Below are 18,706 nucleotides of genomic sequence, written 5' to 3'. Positions count from 1 at the left end.
TATGAAACCATTTACAGTAACAGGAAAATTATATCTCATCCCAACTACGCTGGGCGATACAAGCCCGCTGGAGGTGATGCCCATCTCTGTTAAGAAAGTAGTAGAACACATAGACACCTACATCGCCGAAAATGAAAAAACTGCGCGACGATTCATCAAGAAAATTTCTCCTGGAAAATCTCAACCTTCGCTTCAGTTTTTTGCATTAAACAAATTTACAGAGGAGAGTGAAATCCCGTCTTTCCTTAATCCCTGCTTGCAAGGGCAATCCATAGGACTACTTTCTGAAGCTGGTGTTCCGGGTGTTGCAGACCCTGGCGCAGATGTGGTAAAGATTGCACATCAAAAAGGAATACAAGTGATTCCCTTAGTAGGGCCATCTTCTATCCTTATGGCAATGATGAGTAGTGGTATGAATGGACAGAATTTTGCCTTTAATGGCTATCTTCCTATAGATCAGAAAGAGCGTAAACAAGAGCTCAAACGCTTAGAACGATTATCTGCAGACCATAAACAGTCACAACTCTTCATAGAAACTCCGTACCGTAATAATAAAATGCTGGAAGATATTGTAAACGCGCTACGGCCAGACACTTCTATCTGTATTGCCTGCGACATCACACTTCCTAGCGAGTTCATCGTCACAAAACCCGTTTCTTTCTGGAAAACAAATATGCCAGATTTACATAAACGACCTGCAATATTTATCATTCATAGGGAATAGCTTGAGTTGGAAGTTGGAAGTTGGAAGTTGGAAGTTGGAAGTTGGAAGTTGGAAGTTGGAAGTTTTTAAAATTCTCCGAATTTTCTCTTTTCTCTTTTTTCTTTTCTGAGACTTACTTAAGATTCTTGGGTTTAGGAAAGTTTTTCTTCACCTTATAAATGAGGGGTTCTAGCCCATTCACTTTAATCTCGTACATTTCGGTTAATAATCTACCTAATTTGCCTTCTGGAAATCCCTTTTGTTTGAACCAGACATAATAGTATTCTGGAACATCAACTAAGTAATACCCTTTGTATTTGCCAAAGGGCATTTTATAGTGAGCTAACTCGATAAGGTGGTCTTGGGGGTTTTTCATTCAAGGTTTGTATCGTGATTAGGATTTTGAAAACACCTTCTCCCCATTCACATAAGTGGCTCCCACAGTAAGATTTGGGATTTTATCTTCATCTACACTCATAATGTCTTCGTCCATAATGATAAAATCTGCAAACTTTCCTGTCGTGATACTTCCTTTTTCGGCTTCCTCAAAATTTGAATACGCAGGCCAGATGGTCATTCCTTTGAGTGTTTCCTCTCTGGACAGCGCGTTTTCCATCTGGTAGCCACCTTCTGGATACTGTTTTAAATCTTTACGGGCAACTGCTGCATAAAACGTATAAAACGGACTCACTTGCTCCACAGGAAAATCGGTTCCTAGTATCACGCGCCCTGACTTATTAAGTAAATCCTTAAAAGCATAGGCACCTTTTATACGCTCGGCTCCCACTCTATCCTCAGCCCAGTTCATATCACTTGTGGCGTGCGTAGGTTGTACAGATGGTAATATCTTATCATTGAAATAATCAAAATCTTCTAGAGAGACAATCTGTGCGTGCTCTACCTTCCACCTCGGGTCTTCGACATTTTTAAGTGCTTCTTCATAAGCTCTGAGAACGACAATATTTGCGCTGTCTCCTATGGCGTGGGTGTTCATTTGGAAACCTGCATTTGCAATACGCTTCGAGAGCTCCTGTATTTTAGAAACAGGAGTTACCATCGCGCCAAAATGCCCATCTTTATCACTATACGGTTCCCTAAGCGCGGCACCCCTAGAACCTAAAGCGCCATCCCCATAAACTTTAACGGAGCGTACGTTAAGATAATCTGTCTTTACTTTTCCAGTCTTGAGATAGTGTTCCAGGTTTTCTTCAGTATTACTTACCATTGCGTACACACGCATATTTAAATCGCCAGCGGTCTGCAGGCTATCTATAAGTTCAATGGTTTCTCTATTGAGTCCTGCGTCATTTACGGTGGTAAGGCCAAAGGAGAAACATAATTCCTGCGCTTGCATCAGAGCATTTACAGCACCTTCTCGACTCATTTGTGGCAACACAGCGTCCACTAATGATTGCGGATTGTCTATGAGCACACCAGTCACTTTTCCGTTTACTTTTACGATTTCTCCACCTTCAACTTTAGTTTCGGCAGTTATTCCTGCTAGGTCTAGCCCTTTTTGATTTACGAGATATGCGTGGCCGTCCACACGTTCTAAAGCCACGGGGATTTCTGGAAAGAGTTCGTCCAGTTTATCTTTGGTCGGGAATTCTTTTACTTCCCAGTCGTTTTGATCCCAACCTCTTCCTCGTATGGCGGTTGCGTTTGGGTTCGCTTTCGCGAAAGCGGAAACCTTCTCCACCACCGCATCCCAACTCGTTGTTCCTACCAGATTTGCAACTTGTAGGTTTTGGCCCAATCCATAAAAGTGGCAATGCCCATCGATGAGTCCAGGAAGAATAGTCTTGCCTGAAGCATCAACCGTTTCTGTTGCCGAAAATTTTTCTTGAAGATAGGCTGTGTTTCCTACGGCGATGAATTTTCCGTCCTTAACGGCAAATGCGTCTGCACCATTTGTAGCATCGTCTACTGTATGCAAATTGGCATTAATCACCAGCAAGTCTGCCGATTCTTTAGGTGTTTCACAAGAACTGAATACTATAGAAACGAAAAAAAATGTAAGGAGTAATCGCATAAAAAACGGTTTTGCACTAAAAGTACAAAACCGTTATAATTTATATGCGATGTTTCAGAAATCTTAGTGACTAAAAAAGCAAATTATAAGAGCACTCTAAACGAGCGATTGTCTGAATTTTCCACTACTTGAACTTCAACGGTATCAAAATTTACGTTTGTTGTTTCAAATCCCGGACAGCATCCACCTGTGTCTGCCACCTTTTGATTGAAGGTTAGTGTAAAATCAAAATCATTTTCTAGACGAATTTCATATAAGAAATCGCCATTTTCGTTTCCCGTGTAACCGTAAAGAAAAAGTTTGACGTCATTAGTACCGTCTATTCTCACGATATTAAATTCAATATTCTCTGTACTTCCATTTTCCCCGGTAACCATAACATCCTCCAACTCAATGTCGTTTGCGAGAATATAATCTTCACCAGTTTCCACATCAATAAATTGCAAAGTGATTTCACCTCCTACACAGCTCAACCTACTGGAACATCCAAAGTCGTCTGTTTCATCAGAGTTGCATCCAAAAACTAAGAATAAAGAGAAGGCTACTAAGAATTTTTTCATAATGTGATTTCTTTTAAGATGCCAAGACACCCTAAAAGTTGCGTGCAACATTGCTTAAATCTAAAAGTCAAATTTATACGTAGCACCTACTAATGCCTGAATACCCTGAACTGGATAATTCGTCCATTTCTCGTAGTTATTGTTCAAAATGTTGTTCACACGCCCAAATGCCGAAAGCCTATCGTTGAAGCGATAGCCTAAGTGTGCATTTGCATCAAAATAACTGTCTAAAGTAATTGTGCTTTCGTCAAAAATCCCAATAGGATTAATAACGCCTCGCTGATCTAAACGCTCACCCACAAAGAAAAGATTGATTCCTGCAAACCATTGCTCCGTAATCTGGTAATCTCCAAAAACGGATGCTTTTAAGTCTGGTAAATTCCACGCTTCCTCCTCAACATCTGTGGAGTAGTTATTATACTCTCCATTTATGCGCATCTTAAAATTTTGACTCACATCAAAATTTAATTCTCCAAATACTGAAATCGTATTCACATCATCATATACGATCCCAAAAGAGTTTCCGTAGCCAAAAGCCTCGCGATTCCCTTCTCCAGCAATGGGAGTTGTAAAATTGTTGAGTCTATAAAGTGCTCTACTGCTTTCGCCTCGATAACCCGCTCTTAGATTGTAACTCGCATTTTCTGAGAGCTTCCCTTTCATTCCTAGGTATCCATCAAATTGCCTGTCCGTAGGAGCTATCACTTGATTAGGACTTATAAATGGATTTTCTTGAGCAAACTCGTAGTAGCTGTTCTGATGTAAATCTCCTTCAAGACCTGCATAGGCGATAAAAAATTCACCTGCTACGCGGTAAGATGCTGTTACCTTTGGATAAAAGTAGATGTCCAGATCTGTTTCATCATTTGTATTATTTGCGCTTACAAATGCGGAAACCCCTAGGTTAACCGTAAGATCATCTCTTAAAATAACAAGACTTGGGTTTATCCCTGCATTTATGATGCTATATTTTGTTTCCTCACCGTCTGTAGTAAGCGCATCAAATTTTCCACCCACATAATCTGCGATAATGTTTGTGGTTATGATTTCTCCTGCGATTGGAAATTCTAGTGTCGGTTTTATAAATGCTCTATTCTCCCCGCTTCCTTCAGAATCTCCAAAACGGCGTATCGTGGCTTTTCCACCCTTAAAAATCCCATCGTCGAAGTTGAGACTACCATTAAGACCAATCGTCGTATAGGTATGCGCTGGATCAAAAGAACCATAATCAATACCTGAAATGGAGCTCTCCGAAGGATTAAATATCGGGTCTACGCCATACCAATTAAAAATTTGATGCTTCACGTCAAGGTCGGTACGCCACGACATATCACGCTCCCTTGCTCCGTAATTAAGGTTGAGACGCGTATCATAAAAATAATCATCTGCCAGAATGCCGTCTATATTTCCTTGCGAAGAATTGTGGTTTAAGAATACTCCGAAATCCTCTGTACGACTTATCTGAAAATTACTGTAAAACTCCGCAAGAATCGAAGTATAACTACCAAAGCCTATAGTTGCATAGTTATCGTACAATTTCTCCCGCTTTACTTTCTTTACAGAAGCAGCTTTTCCCTTAGCCGGCGTAAACGTAGAGGCTACAGGTACAGAAAAAATACTGTAAGTCACTATTTTCTTTGCCGTAGTCACAGAGTCGTTCAAGACTGGTGTTGCTTTTACCTTAAAAGCATCACTTATGGTAGGAGTATATGGCTTGACAACATTTACCACTTCCGTCCCTAGATTTTGTTCGTCGTCCTCTTGAGCGTTTGCCTGCTGAAGTCCAAAAACCCCAAAAGCAACCACAAAAACTACTTTATATATATATCGCTGATTAAAAATCATAAATAACGTTTTGATTTAATTTGATTTGATGAATGGTATTACTTTCCTCCTTCTGGACTAACAGATGAATTTGTTTTGGCCGCAGCGGTTTTCACTAATGCCAGTTCTGTTCGAGCTTCTTCCACTATTTCTGGATAGTCAGAAAAGTTTTTGATTACACTTTCTAGAATATACGTTGCTTGATAGGCATCCCCCAGTCCATTAAAATTCTTTGCCATTAGAATTAGCCCTTTGGCGCCAAATTCTTTATAACCACTATAATCTCTTGCCAGTTTCTGTACCGCCGTATTAGAACCTGCAAAGTCTCCAGCTTTATTTTTAAAGTAAGCTTCATAATATAAAGCTTCGGCGGCGAGTGCGCCTGTGGCAATTTTTTGAACCTCAGCATAAGCAGTTTTTGCTCTGCCCTCATCTCCGGTCTTTATCGCAGATCTGGCAATGATGATTTGTGCATCACTCTTAACTGCATTATCTATTTTAGCATTACCAAGAACTTTTTCGGCATAGGCTACCGACTGTCCGTAATTTTCTAATTCGTAAAAGGATTTCATAAGGTTAGATTGCGCAAAAATCACATTCTGCGGGAAATCTGCTTCGGTTTCAAGTCTGTTTAAAACTGGAACCGCATCTCGGTAATTTTTCTGCGACAGATATACTTGACCTAATCTTGCGAGTGCTTGTTCGGTAAATTCACTACGTTCTTTTGCAATTACAAACTTGTAATGTGGTATGGTTGTGGGGTAGTCCGCTTTCGCGAAAGCGAGTTGACCCAAATAAAAGTGCGCCTGTAGCGCGTGTTGCCCGTTAGGATATGTCTGTAAATATTCCTCAAATAATCTAGTTGCTTGTGCGGCATTATTCTCGAGATATTGTCGCTCTGCCTGGGTATAAGCCGCATCGTCCAGCTCTGCATCTTCCACATCAATATAATCAAGGGTGCTTACCCATTGCCCGTATTCATTTACCCGCCCTAAATCAATGTAAATAAGTTTTGCAGTAGTTACGGCCTGCAACGCTTCTGGAGTGCCCGGATAGTCCTGAGCAACACCTTTGAGAATGCTGAGTGCGTCGTCAGAACGGTCGTTGTTATCATAAATCAAGGCTTTTTTAAGCAAGGCCTTAGATACATAGGAGCTCCCTGGAACGTCGCGCACAAGTTTATCGTAAGCAGCGATAGCATCTGCATTTTTGCTTTGAGAAACGTAAACGTTTCCTAATTCATAAAGTGCATCATCGCGGTAGGATGATTTAGGGTATTTACTAGAAAAGTTTTTGAGTCCCTCTATCTTATCGCTGTTGCGGTCTATAAAGCCATAGCTCATAGACTTTTGAAAAGTCGCATAATCTTGGTCTGCAATATTAAGCGCAATGGATTTGTTATAAGCCTCCAGCGCAGGCCAGTATTTACTGGAAATGAAACGGCTGTCTCCTAGACGTAAATATGCATCGTTAAGTCGTGACTTGTCTTCCACATTTTGACTCGTATACTTTTCAAAGTAAGCAGCCGCGCTCTCGTATTCCTTATCAGAAAAATAGGCATAGGCAAGATTATAATTAATATCCTCAAATTCTGGAGTACTTGAAGCGTTTGCGTTTCCTAAATACTGTTTGTAACCTACAATTGCATCGCTGTGATTTCCGAGGACATAATTATTTTCGGCAGTCCAGTAGGTAGCTCTGGCGACAAAACGCTCATCGCGAGGCTCCTTGAGTGACTTTTCAAAAAAGTCTTTAGAATTAATGTAATCTCCTTCATTATATAATTCAACACCACGGTAAAAAGCCACCTTTTGATAAGCTTCCTTACTTTCAAAACTGTTACTTTTTTCAAGCAGTGCGAGTGCCTCTTTATAGTTTTTTGAAGTGATATAAGAATCAATTAATAATGTCTCTAGCTCCGCTTTTGCCGGAGTGTCGGGATACTCCGTAAGATAATCTGCAATGACAGATGGTACAGGTTTATAGGCGTTTCCTACTTCATAACTGAGTTTTGCGTAATTAAGACCAGAATCCTCTTTGATTTTTGCATCAAAATCCATTTCGGATGCATTTTTAAATGCGTTGAGTGCCTCTTGCTTTTTGTCCAGTTTTAAATAGGATTCGGCAAGGTGATAGTAGGCATTTTGTGCAACGCTGTTGCGACCATCTACAATCTTGTTAAATTCATTTACAGCACTCTCATAATCCCCTTGTTTGTAATACGCATAGCCCAACTGGTAATAATCCGTATTGTTCCACTTCCCACGTTTGCCTCGATACTGTTTTAGGTAAGGAAGTGCTTCTCCATACTTTTCTTGATTGAAAAGACTTTCTCCTATAATCTTATTGAGCTCAGACTTCTCTTGCGGATTCGCATTAGGGAGTTGCTTTTTCCCCTCGGCAATAGCTTCGTCAAATTTTCCCAGCTTGAAGTTCAAATCTGCCTTAAAGTAAGCAAGCTCCTCTTTATAATCTTCCTTGTCCTCTACTTGGTCAAAAAGTTCGTCCGCCTCTTGATAATCATCACCTTCGTAGGCAATGAAACCCAAGTAATACTTGGCCTGTGAACCGTATTTTTGAGAGTCGCGTACGCGCTCAAAATAAGCCTGCGACTGGTCGTATTGTTTATTTTTAAAAAGAGCATATCCGTTCTGAAAGTAATAGGTTTCCAGCGCGCCTCCGGTCAAACTACTTTCATCTACGCGATCGTACCACTTGCGTGCATAAGAGAATTTTCCGTTCTCAAAGTAATATTGTGCCACATCAAGAAACGCGGAGTTGCGTTTAGTGCTCGTAGGGTAATTCTCTACAAAAGCCAGCATTAAGTCATCTGCTCCCTGCTGGTTGAGTCGTACCGCAGCATTTGCAATATAATAAGCGCAATCTCCCTTAATAGTCCGGTCGTCACTTTCTGTCTTTACTTCTTCAAAAAGTGTTTGAGACGCAAGATATTGCTTGCTATTATAAAGGGATAATGCTTTGTCATACTTTACAAGATCATTTGTAAAAGCGGCAGTTTGTTGTGCCACTGTAGTAGAAATATAGAGCAATAACGTAGCAAAAATTGCTAGGGTTCTATGCAACATAAGGATTGTTTTAGTTAGGTGTTTTGGTGATTTGTGCGCTTCTGAAATAGATTCAGAATAAATTTCGCGAAAGCGTACTCATTCCCATTCAAAGATACTTTTCTTCCTATACCATAACGGCGGAATTAACGTATAATTATGTGGAGTTTTAAAAAGGAAATGAACAATTTTAATTCTCTATTCAATATTCTGAATTGAGAATTTTGTATTAACCTATATTTGTTCCTCACTATGACTAAACCGTTCATCATCATTCCCTGCTATAACGAGGCACAGCGTTTTGACCACGATGCCTTTTGGGAATATTATGGTCAATTGGACGGGTATCATTTCGTTTTTGTAGATGATGGAAGTTCGGACGGGACGAAGTTGATGTTTGAGGATGCCGCTACTTCGACTGCGCTCAGCACAAGTTTCGCGAAAGCGAACATACATCTAGTAACACTAACTGAAAACAGAGGTAAGGGCGAGGCCGTACGAGCAGGAGCACTTTATGCCATCGAGCAAGGTGCGTCTCATATCGCATATTTTGACGCAGACTTTGCTGCACCACTCACCGAAGTGAAGCTACTGTGGAAAGCGATGCAGGCCGATACTAAACGGATTTTGATTCTAGGATCTCGCCTGTACCGAGCAGGGGCGAATATAGAAAGACGCGCAAAGCGTCATTATTTAGGTCGTGTTTTTGCAACCATCATCGGGACTTTCATCCTGAAAACACCCGTTTTTGACACTCAATGCGGTGCAAAACTAATGACGTCAGATTGTGCAAAATTAGTGTTTGCAAATTCCTTTGCCAGCCGATGGCTTTTTGATGTGGAAATTCTCGTGAGGCTTCAAAAGAAACTGACTCGCAAAGAAATGCTGGAGCAAGTGTATGAGCAACCGCTCACTACTTGGATTGAAAAAGGAGATTCAAAAATTCGATTTGTGGATGTGCTAAAGCTGCCCGGACAATTAATAACAATCTACCTAAGAACACGATGAATCGCTGGCTACCTATTCTAAAAAACTTCTATGCGCGTAAGCCTTTTCTAGCTTTGGCAATCATAGGGTTTTTGAGCAGGCTTATGGTTATCATCGGGTATAGCGGTCAAGTGTCGTTTTTTGGAGATTCTGATGGGTATATCGCGCTGGCACAACGACTATCACAATTTGATCTGAACGGTTATGACGGGACGCGAACGCCTGGATTTCCAGCGCTATTGGCCTTAGCTGGTAATAATTTGTACATATTGACATTGCTTCAAGGCATTTTTGGAATTATAACTTCCCTATTGTGGTATGATATTATTACTAAAGAATTTAACCGAAAACGTGTTGCGTTTACAGTTGCGGTTCTTTTATCTACCTTATTACACGTACTTTTTTATGAACGAGCTATTCTTACGGAAACATTAACGCTATTTATGGTATCATTCTCATTGTGGTACCTCATAAAGTATCGATTTTTTAAAGAAGGATTCAGCTGGCATCACGCCATTGTGTGTAGTGTTCTTATGATGATCACGTTTGCTGTGAGACCTATGTTTTTAATACTTCCGCTTTTTGTGGCGGTTTGTAATCTCTACTTGCATTTAAGAAAGCAAAAACTGAAAGCTTTTGTGGTCAGTCTTATTTTACTTACCCCTACTTTGCTTGCTTATAATTATTGGGTACAACTCAATAAAGAGAATACGGGATATGCGCGTATGACCAGCTTTACTGGCATCACAATGGCTCAAACCACACTTAATTTTGTAGATGAAGCCCCAGACGAGTATGCTGAACTTAGGGATATTTACATAAGAAAAAGAGATTCTCTTACCGCGATAGATGGCGCCGTTGCAATGAGCATCTGGCAAGTGTATGGGGAATTGCAAAGAAAGGAAGGGATCACCGTTGCCCAATTCTCACAACGCCTCACCCCTATGAATAGCTACCTTATCAAAAATCACCCTGACCGATACTTAAAACAAGTAGCTATTGCCTGGTGGGATTTTTGGGGAACTGGAATGTTTTGGGATTATGATGCTTTTAAATATACGATTCCTAAAAAGGCATCTATCGGAATTTGGCTTATCATACAATATCCACTATTAATTGTTGCCAAACTTATATTTGTAGTACTAGCATTTTTTATCATCCTAAAGCGCATCGTCCTCAAACGCTGGAAACTTGATTTTATGCTTTTCATCCTTCTTTTTACCTTGGGATGTTCGCTGGCACAAGCGTTAGTCGTCTATGGCTCGAACAGCAGATTTTCATTCCCATTCCTGCCCATTATACTTTTTGTAATTTGCTATTATGGAGAGAACCTTTGGCACCGGCGCAAGTCCTTATTTTAGTTTACAGATGGCGTAACAGGACAATCCTGGGAGGTGTACGCCTAGTTTTTTTAACGCTTTCGCGAAAGCGTAATCAGCAACAAGCACATTTCTTACTAAGCTTGTAAATAATTTCCCGTGATTCCAGTTTCCTAGGTTTTTTAAATCTGCTTCCTCTTTTTTCTTGAGCTTTTCAGTAAGAAGCTGAACAATACGCGGTGGAATAAGAGAGCTAAAAAAGTATCCGCTCGAAATTATAGAGAGTCCAGAATCTTCAAGACTTTTTTGCAATGTCTTGCGATTATAACGTCTGTAATGTTTTAAAAGCAAGTCGTGCTGAGCAAACAAAGATTGAAACGCAGGAACAGTGACTATAAAATGTGTGCCAGCTTTCACATACTCCTGACTAATAATTTCCTTTAAAAAAGCTCTATCATCTGGTACGTGCTCAATAACATCTAATAATGTGACAAGGTCAAAATCTTTCCTACTCACGAGCGAAAGTGCACTATATAAATGCAACCTATCATTTTTAAATTGCTCGTGGATGGTCGACATAAGCGCCTCATTATATTCAATATCCACACAATGCACGTCACAAGAATCGTTTATCGCCGAAAGATTATTTGCTAGAAATGCATCACCGCTTCCTACGTCCAGAATTTGATCGACATTGCTAGGTAACGAGGATATAAATTCCTTAATAATGTGTAGTCGCGCCGTTTCCCAAGGGTGCCTGGTGGTTTTATAGGAAGATAATTCGACGAGATCCATAGGGAATTTTTAGTGAGCTGAGCAAAAATAAGGTTTTCCCCATTGTTACCCGTTCCCATTGTATAACGGCTTAAAGATGTTTTTAAGAGTCTGCTTTCGCGGAAGCGTTACCCAAAATAATCCCTATCAACATTTCCCGTTAGTAAATCGTCGATAAATATTATGCTTATCGATTCTCAATCCGCTGAATTCATTTAATTTTAGTCCCGAAGACAATTCCTATGGCAACACCTGTTTTAAAAATTCAGAAAGCTTCTATATTTCAGCGAGAGAACTTGATTCTCTCTGAGGTCAATGTAACTATAAATCCTGGTGATTTTGTGTACCTCATCGGGAAAACGGGCTCTGGAAAAAGTAGTTTTATGAAAACACTTTACGGCGATTTGCCATTGCAAGAAGGAACCGGGGAGATTGTAGGTTTTAATCTTAAAGGATTGAAAGAAAAGCAAATTCCTTTCCTACGTCGTAAACTAGGCGTGGTTTTTCAAGATTTTAAACTACTGAATGACCGCACCGTGCGAGCAAATCTTCTTTTTGTCCTCAAAGCTACTGGCTGGAAAGACAAGAGCGCGATGGAAAGCAAGATAGACGACGTGCTTGATAAGGTAGGAATGAAAAGCAAAGGTTTTAAATATCCCTACCAACTTTCGGGCGGAGAGCAACAACGGGTCGCCATAGCTCGCGCCTTACTTAACGACCCAGAACTCATACTTGCAGATGAACCTACGGGAAACCTAGACCCACAAACGAGTGTCGAAGTAATGCAAGTCCTGCAAGAAATCAATAAAAATGGAAACACTATTTTAATGGCGACTCACGATTATGCCTTGCTTTTAAAATACCCTTCAAAAACGTTGAAGTGCGACAGCAACAAGATTTTTGAGGTGGTACAAAAAACCGTTTAAAATTTTTCCCTAAATGATTTTCAAGCAACAATTCATCCTTACCAAAAGATTAATTGTAGTTCCCGAAAATTGTACTTCAATCCCTGTTAGAGACTATGAGCTGGTGTATCACGATACGCTCTCCTTTAATAAAATAAGTTTTGGAAAAACCTCTATTTATCTATTAGGAGACGTCTTTGATTATAGAAATCCAAAATTTACCAACGCAGATATCCTCAATGGATTTGTCGATATTTCATCAAAAGAAGAACTCTTTAAACATCTCGATCCCTATTGTGGGGCTTATATTCTGATTTATGATGATGGGAGCGATTTTATAATTCTTAACGATTGTAGTGGGCAACGCGAGATTTTTTACGATGTAGATTTTTCTCAAATGGGAGCTCAAGTCGGGCTTTTAGAAAATCTAGAGGAGGTAGACTATTCTGCGCATCTGTATTATGGTACTGCGCTTTTCAACAAAAAACGCTTGTATATAGGAGAGACTACTCCTAATCCGAACGTCAAACATTTGCGACCCAACCACTATCTTGATATCCTGAACAAAGAAGTAATTCGGTTTTTTCCTCGTGATGATAATTTTCGTGAAGACTTAGAAACCCTTGCTCATACTGGCGCAACGATGCTCAAAGGTTTTATTGAGGCGATTGGTCATCGGTTTTCGCTAGTGATACCTCTTACGGGTGGTATGGATAGTCGTATGCTTTTTGTAGCTAGTCTAGATATGGACGCCACCTATTATATTTCCCAACACGAGAGTGATAAAGATGATTATTACGATCTCGTCGTTGCACAGCAGGTTGCAGATGTTTATGACAAACCGCTTCATATCATAAAGGACGGTAAGACATCCTGCACTTTTCTAGAAGAACCGCAGGGTTTAGACTTTCCTAGAGATGTTTCATTTCCCACAATTGCAATAGGCAAAGCAGTTATAAATGGTAATGTGAGTGAAGTGGCAAGAAACCATTTTAAATACCACAAACCAGTGACTGGAAAAAAACTTGCATTGCTTAATGGGTTTGAGGATAATTCCTTTGTCATTTCACAATATGATGAGTGGATTACAACAAACAAAAGCATCATTAAGAACAAAGGCTTTCATCTCTTAGATTTCTTTTACTGGGAAGAAAATATGATGAACTGGGCGTCTAAAGGAAAGACAGAGACCCGTGCGCTAGACGTTTTTATGTTCTCCCCTTTCAACTCTCGCGGACTCTTAAAACTACTCCTGGCCACAGATAGAAATAAGCGTGACACGGCAAATAATGTAGTACACGCCAAAATTCTAAATGTTCTTTCTGAGCATAATAAGGAACTAAAAAAGATTCCGCTTAATCCTGATTTTGAACGAAAACGGGCGCGTGTGCTTTGGAAACTTGGGTTATTTAAAGCTTTTGATGCCATTAGGATGGAGCTTCGGTTGTTGAAACGGAAGTTGAGATGATATTTAGTTTGCTTTCGCGAAACTTGTACCGAGCGTAGTCGAGGTACCATAAAAAACAACCAAATGATCCTAAATCACTATTTTCGCGCAATCAAGATTGAGCTATGATCAACTCCAAGAAAATTGTCGTCGTTTTACCCGCATATAATGCCGAAAAAACGATTAAGCAGACCTATGACGAAATTCCTTTTGATATTGTGGATGAAGTGATTCTCGTAGACGATAACAGCTTGGATAATACTTATGAAACTGCGCATAAACTAGGTATAAACCACGTTATTAAACATCCAGAAAATCGTGGTTATGGTGGTAATCAAAAGTCTTGCTATAACAAAGCACTCGAGATTGGGGCAGATATCGTAATTATGCTACACCCTGATTATCAGTACACGCCTAAGCTCATCCACTCGATGAGTTACCTCATTGCGAATGATGTATATCAGACCGTTTTAGGATCTCGAATCCTAGGAAAAGGAGCACTAAAAGGAGGAATGCCAGTCTACAAATATATCGCAAACAGACTTCTCACTTTCACCCAGAACATCCTGATGAACCAGAAACTTTCTGAATATCACACGGGATATCGTGCATTCTCAAAAGAAGTCCTAGAAAAAGTAGCTTATAACAGCAACTCAGACGACTTTGTTTTTGACAATCAGATGCTGGCACAGATATGCTTTGCGGGTTATGAAATTGCAGAAATTACGTGTCCTACAAAGTATTTTGACGAGGCGAGTTCCATAAATTTCAAACGTAGTTCCATTTACGGGCTTGGTGTTTTAAAAGTCTCGATGACCTATTTTCTAGCGAAGACGTTTGGGGTAAAGTCTAAACTTGTTCTCAAGAGATAACTACTCTGGCAACTCAATTAAGTACACACTACTCCCAATATTCTCATCACTTTCTAGGACAACTCCTCCTCTTTTCTTGAGATATTCCAACATATACTCCGATTCCAGCATTTTACGTTTTGAGTCATAAAAGTCGTGACTTATTAAGAACCATATTCGGCCAGATAATCCGTCTAGTTGCTGGTGATGACCCTCAAAATTGTAGCGATTAAAGTCGCTTATGATTCGGCGGACCTCAGGTTTGATGTAGCCTATTTTTTCATAGTAATACCAAGCATTATCCGCTCCGGAGTTCGTTAGGATTTGATCTTTGGTACGCTTTCGCGAAAGCATAAACTCATAACTCTCCTTAAACTCTTCTCTATCTTTAGGAAACGTGTACAAAGTGATTGCCAGCATCACCAGTCCAGGTAAAATCAAAGCATACTTAAACTGGGAAACATTCGTCTTCTGGGTCAAAAGTTTTGTGCCAAAAACAAATCCCTGCGCACAGACAATCGCAAACATTGGCTGTAAATACTGCCCCACACGCTGTACAAAAGGATACAGCTCAAGCGCCGAAAGAAAAATATGCACCAGAAACGGAGCCACTAATAGAAACAATAAACGTCTTCTTTTTAATTTCCAGAAACTATAAATCCCTAAAACATAAGCCACCCCAAAGACGTGAAACAGTAATGGAATTTTTGGGTTCACACCCATAATTTTTCCGAAAATGATCTCATAACTACGCCACCAGAACGCCCAGAAATCGGCCGAAAAGACATTCCACGGCATATAGGCAAAATCCTTCCAGTAGGGTGCCATAAAATCTGGCGTGGGATGATTATGAATAAATGCAACATAGTACCCCAGAAAAGTTATTGCCCAAAGCGCAATAGGAATAACCGAATGATTTACCCACCTACCGGTCTTGCGATACACCCCAAACCAATAATACAATCCGCCAACAAACAGCATAATCACCGAAATGTTAGAAAGCCCCACAGCAAACATACCTACAAGGGATAGCGTGAGCAGTTCGTTGCGCTTGGACGAATATGTTCTAACAACAGCATACATAATGACCAGCCCTACCATCACATCTACCTCATACTGCTTAATTTCTGAAGCATAATAAATTAATGGCTGACAAAAGGCAAAAAGCGAAGTCGCCACAGAAATAGCCTGGTTTTTTAGTCTTAGAGCGTGTAGTAATTTGTAAAGCACTAAACAGGAAACCAAAAAAGCTAAAAGTGGTAGTAATCTAAACACCCAATCGTGTGCTCCTAGGAGATTATAAAAGAATTTCTGAATCCATAAAAATAAAATGGGCGCCACCTGTACACTATCCAGAGGTTGCAAAAGCTCGAGATAAGAACGATCCATTATATTAAACGCCAGCTTTGCTTCGTCCATCCAGACAGAGCGACCGGAGAGATATTGGATTAACGCTAGCGTTACACCGAATCCCAGTAAGACCCGTGAAGTCCTATTTGAAATATTCAATTTACTTTTCATTAGGATTTTTATATAGCGTGATATATACTCCCATTGATCTATATTCTTTGACAGGATTCCAGTTAGATTTTACGTCCAACAGCGTTATGTCATCTGTCGTATTTTCTATATTGGAAAGAAGAATAAAATCGTTTGATAATAAGTCTAACTTTGAGAAAATTAACATATCGCGATCATCAATAGCAGCCTGCGATACATGCCTTGCACCAAGAGGTATATTGGTCCCTATCTCTTGAATAGGAATTTTATTATCTTCTAAATAAGACAGCATTTTATTTTCCACACTAAAATAATTTAGATATGCTAAAGAGCTATCCCAACCTTGAGAAATAGTACTTGGGTAAATCCATAAATGTCCTGTAACTAAACCTATAGCTGATCCAAAAAGTAAAATTTTTCTTTTAATCTGGCTTAACCACTCTAACTCATAAATTAAGTTTACGAATAGTATTAAAGCAAGAATATAACCGATTAAAAAATACCTTGGTCCCATTGGGTTACTAAAAGGGACCATTCCCAAGAAAAATACCGCACTAAAAGAGATGAGGAATATTAAAAGTATTTGAGATTCTACGGAAAGTAATTGCCTCATTTTCCTAGAAAACTTTAAACTTAACAAGAAAAATATAAGTGGTAGCATGTAAAAAATACGACCAAAATCAAGATAGTTTTTGAAAAAAGCAATCGCATTCTTAAATGTTCTCAGGATTGAGGCAGATTCTCTATGTGTTGAAAATGACTCGTTTTGGGTAATAATAATCCATCCTAATTCAAACCATTGATAACATAAAAATATTGCAAAAATCCCTAAAGAAATAAGGTAACTAGCAATGAACTTTTTTGACAAATTAGCCAATCCTCTGTAGTTTAAAATAATATGACCTATTCCCAATCCCAAAAAACAGTAGATCCCTCTCAGATTAGTCATAAGTAAACCAGAAAGTGCTATTGCAAGAATGAGCGCTCTTCTCTTTAAAATTGCGTTTAATGCTAATAAAGTAAAAAACAATAAAAGCATATCATTATTGAGAATCGTAGTCTGACCAATCAACGTCGGTTCAACAAAAATTAGAAGGAATGCAAAAAGAGGCACCGACTTATAGAAAAGCGATTTAGATAGGTTTAAAAGTTGATGAAAAACGCCTACGTTGACAATCAAAAGTAGCAATCGTGCTGCCCATATTGATTTTCCAAAAATGATCCAAAAGCAGCTTATACTCCACAACCATAATGGAGGGTGTCCTGAATTAATAGAAGTAGGTACCACAAAGGATGAAAAATTGGTATCTAAAAACCACGAAGCTCTTCTAAATTTGCTAATGGCATCCCAAAACGCGGGTACATCTTTTAATAAATAAAACTCAAAAACAAGTAGTATAACTACAAATGTGAATAAAAGCTTTTCTTTAAAATTCATTTATTTATGAATTGAAAGTATATTTCAATTTAATTGATTCAATTAGAATCAAACTTATTAATCTAATTACGCCAAAATTTTAAGTATGATACCAAGACAGTCAGACTTAAAAATCATTCAAAATATCTTTTCAATGATTTTCTGAGCGTTTGACTTATTTGAGTATACCGCATTTAAAACCTCCCGCCTTCCACCATCGGAAAAATGAGTGGCACGCAATTTTTCGACCAATTCTATAAATTGTTCTTTAGATGAGGCAACCTCACATAATTTTACAATTCTAGGATCATCAACAACATTCTCATTTATAATACAAAATCGACTCTTGAATAGAGAATTTACAAGTTTGAGTTTTGTACCACTTTGCTGAAATGATTTAATCACATTAATATGAGCACCAGATAATAATCTATCTAAGTGTTTGTTATCTTTTATCTTCTCAAGTCTAACATTGTCAATTTTTTCGACCATTCTTTCCAAATCACTACTATAGTTCCCTGCAATTACAAGCGGAAAATCAATATTTCGAAAAAGATTTATAAAAAAAATTGCAGCTCTCAAATTATCTGCAGACGATAAGTCCCCGTGATACAGGGCATAATTTCCTTGTCCATCTAGAATTGCACTATCGCTGTTTCCGTGAAAAACTGGAATATAAGCAGATTCAGTATGATATCTATTTTTAAAATACGCTTGTTCAAATTTTGAAAGTGTAAAAATTCCTTCTACGTTATTAAAATGAGTCTCAAAGTTTCTCATTTTTTTGGCTTGAGACCGATATATCAATCTCAAAATTTTATTGTTCTCTGAATTTGCTAGACCTTTATAATAATTTTCTTCAATATTATGCGCCCTAACATATAACTGACGGGAGGTAAAACTCTTGTCGTTTAAAATCCAAGAGCATTGAGTCCCTTCTATTAAAATGGGGGCATCAATTTTCTTTAGGTTTTTAATTAAAGCTTCATTTCTTCTGGCCAATACTGCATAAGGAGTCTTAGATAGGAGAAAAAGAATATTTGATTTCTTTTTATAGAAAAACACCTGCTCGCAGTATAATTCTAAATGTTCCTTTTCGGTTTCTTTATTGTCAAAGTAATGTAGGTAAATAGTAACACCTAATGCTGAAAGTGCCTGGAGTTTGTAATATACATCAATTGCCCCGCCGTATTGTGGTGGATAAGGATTTCCAAAAGATATAATATGTAATTTCTTTTTCGGCATTTGAAAGGTCGAAGATACTTATAAACTCTAAAATTCGTCTAAATTTGTGTTATCGTACCCAGTTCATTTCACAAACA

The 18,706-nt window shown here is 38.9% G+C and carries 15 protein-coding genes; 6 read left to right on the top strand and 9 right to left on the bottom strand.

Annotated features, from left to right (window positions below):
• The first annotated feature begins 1 nt into the window (after window position 1).
• A complete protein-coding gene (locus EAX61_RS06575) occupies window positions 2–724 on the top strand; it encodes an SAM-dependent methyltransferase (RefSeq protein WP_121916887.1) in 723 nt (240 codons plus the stop codon).
• Between the two features lie 112 nt (window positions 725–836).
• Here the strand turns inward: EAX61_RS06575 and EAX61_RS06570 are convergent, their stop codons facing one another.
• The 5 genes from EAX61_RS06570 to EAX61_RS06550 form a co-directional block, all read right to left on the bottom strand.
• The gene (locus EAX61_RS06570; protein WP_121916886.1) at window positions 837–1,079 is read right to left on the bottom strand and encodes a DUF3820 family protein; all 243 of its coding nucleotides are present in this window, start codon (window positions 1,077–1,079) and stop codon (window positions 837–839) included.
• Window positions 1,080–1,097: 18 nt separating this feature from the next.
• On the bottom strand, window positions 1,098–2,735 hold the full coding sequence (locus EAX61_RS06565; RefSeq protein ID WP_121916885.1) for an amidohydrolase: 1,638 nt from the start codon (window positions 2,733–2,735) through the stop codon (window positions 1,098–1,100).
• Between the two features lie 83 nt (window positions 2,736–2,818).
• On the bottom strand, window positions 2,819–3,295 hold the full coding sequence (locus EAX61_RS06560; protein ID WP_121916884.1) for a hypothetical protein: 477 nt from the start codon (window positions 3,293–3,295) through the stop codon (window positions 2,819–2,821).
• Between the two features lie 60 nt (window positions 3,296–3,355).
• Window positions 3,356–5,140 (bottom strand): TonB-dependent receptor, encoded by a 1,785-nt coding sequence (locus tag EAX61_RS06555; RefSeq protein ID WP_121916883.1) that lies wholly within the window; start codon window positions 5,138–5,140, stop codon window positions 3,356–3,358.
• A gap of 38 nt (window positions 5,141–5,178) precedes the next feature.
• The gene (locus tag EAX61_RS06550) at window positions 5,179–8,205 is read right to left on the bottom strand and encodes a tetratricopeptide repeat protein (protein WP_121916882.1); all 3,027 of its coding nucleotides are present in this window, start codon (window positions 8,203–8,205) and stop codon (window positions 5,179–5,181) included.
• Window positions 8,206–8,436: 231 nt separating this feature from the next.
• On the opposite strand from EAX61_RS06550, the gene EAX61_RS06545 reads away from it, so the two are divergent.
• Together EAX61_RS06545 and EAX61_RS06540 are read left to right on the top strand one after the other, a co-directional pair.
• Window positions 8,437–9,192 (top strand): glycosyltransferase, encoded by a 756-nt coding sequence (locus EAX61_RS06545; protein ID WP_121916881.1) that lies wholly within the window; start codon window positions 8,437–8,439, stop codon window positions 9,190–9,192.
• Window positions 9,189–10,532, top strand: a complete 1,344-nt coding sequence (locus EAX61_RS06540; RefSeq protein WP_121916880.1) for a glycosyltransferase family 39 protein — start codon at window positions 9,189–9,191, stop codon at window positions 10,530–10,532. Before EAX61_RS06545 ends, EAX61_RS06540 begins: the two co-directional genes overlap by 4 nt.
• Here EAX61_RS06540 and EAX61_RS06535 read toward each other — a convergent pair.
• On the bottom strand, window positions 10,524–11,285 hold the full coding sequence (locus tag EAX61_RS06535) for a class I SAM-dependent methyltransferase (RefSeq protein ID WP_121916879.1): 762 nt from the start codon (window positions 11,283–11,285) through the stop codon (window positions 10,524–10,526). The genes EAX61_RS06540 and EAX61_RS06535 overlap by 9 nt on opposite strands.
• Before the next feature lie 221 nt (window positions 11,286–11,506).
• Between EAX61_RS06535 and EAX61_RS06530 the strand changes: the two genes are divergently transcribed.
• From EAX61_RS06530 to EAX61_RS06520, 3 genes are all read left to right on the top strand, one after another.
• Window positions 11,507–12,190, top strand: a complete 684-nt coding sequence (locus EAX61_RS06530; protein WP_121916878.1) for a cell division ATP-binding protein FtsE — start codon at window positions 11,507–11,509, stop codon at window positions 12,188–12,190.
• Between the two features lie 13 nt (window positions 12,191–12,203).
• Window positions 12,204–13,637, top strand: a complete 1,434-nt coding sequence (locus EAX61_RS06525) for a hypothetical protein (protein WP_121916877.1) — start codon at window positions 12,204–12,206, stop codon at window positions 13,635–13,637.
• A 104-nt stretch (window positions 13,638–13,741) separates the two neighbouring features.
• Window positions 13,742–14,488: a glycosyltransferase family 2 protein gene (locus EAX61_RS06520; RefSeq protein ID WP_121916876.1), complete on the top strand. Its 747-nt coding sequence runs from the start codon at window positions 13,742–13,744 to the stop codon at window positions 14,486–14,488.
• Here the strand turns inward: EAX61_RS06520 and EAX61_RS06515 are convergent, their stop codons facing one another.
• The 3 genes from EAX61_RS06515 to EAX61_RS06505 form a co-directional block, all read right to left on the bottom strand.
• Window positions 14,489–15,988 (bottom strand): ArnT family glycosyltransferase, encoded by a 1,500-nt coding sequence (locus tag EAX61_RS06515; protein ID WP_121916875.1) that lies wholly within the window; start codon window positions 15,986–15,988, stop codon window positions 14,489–14,491.
• Window positions 15,978–17,405, bottom strand: coding sequence for a glycosyltransferase family 39 protein (locus tag EAX61_RS06510; RefSeq protein WP_121916874.1), 1,428 nt, complete (start codon window positions 17,403–17,405; stop codon window positions 15,978–15,980). Before EAX61_RS06510 ends, EAX61_RS06515 begins: the two co-directional genes overlap by 11 nt.
• Window positions 17,406–17,522: 117 nt before the next feature.
• Window positions 17,523–18,629, bottom strand: a complete 1,107-nt coding sequence (locus tag EAX61_RS06505) for a hypothetical protein (protein WP_121916873.1) — start codon at window positions 18,627–18,629, stop codon at window positions 17,523–17,525.
• Between the last annotated feature and the right edge of the window lie 77 nt (window positions 18,630–18,706).

Origin of the sequence: Dokdonia sinensis, from assembly GCF_003688895.1 — a bacterium.
In the GTDB taxonomy this organism is placed as follows: Bacteria; Bacteroidota; Bacteroidia; order Flavobacteriales; family Flavobacteriaceae; genus Dokdonia; species Dokdonia sinensis.
Note: the sequence above shows the minus strand (reverse complement) of the source record. Positions and strands in the feature narration are given on the sequence as shown.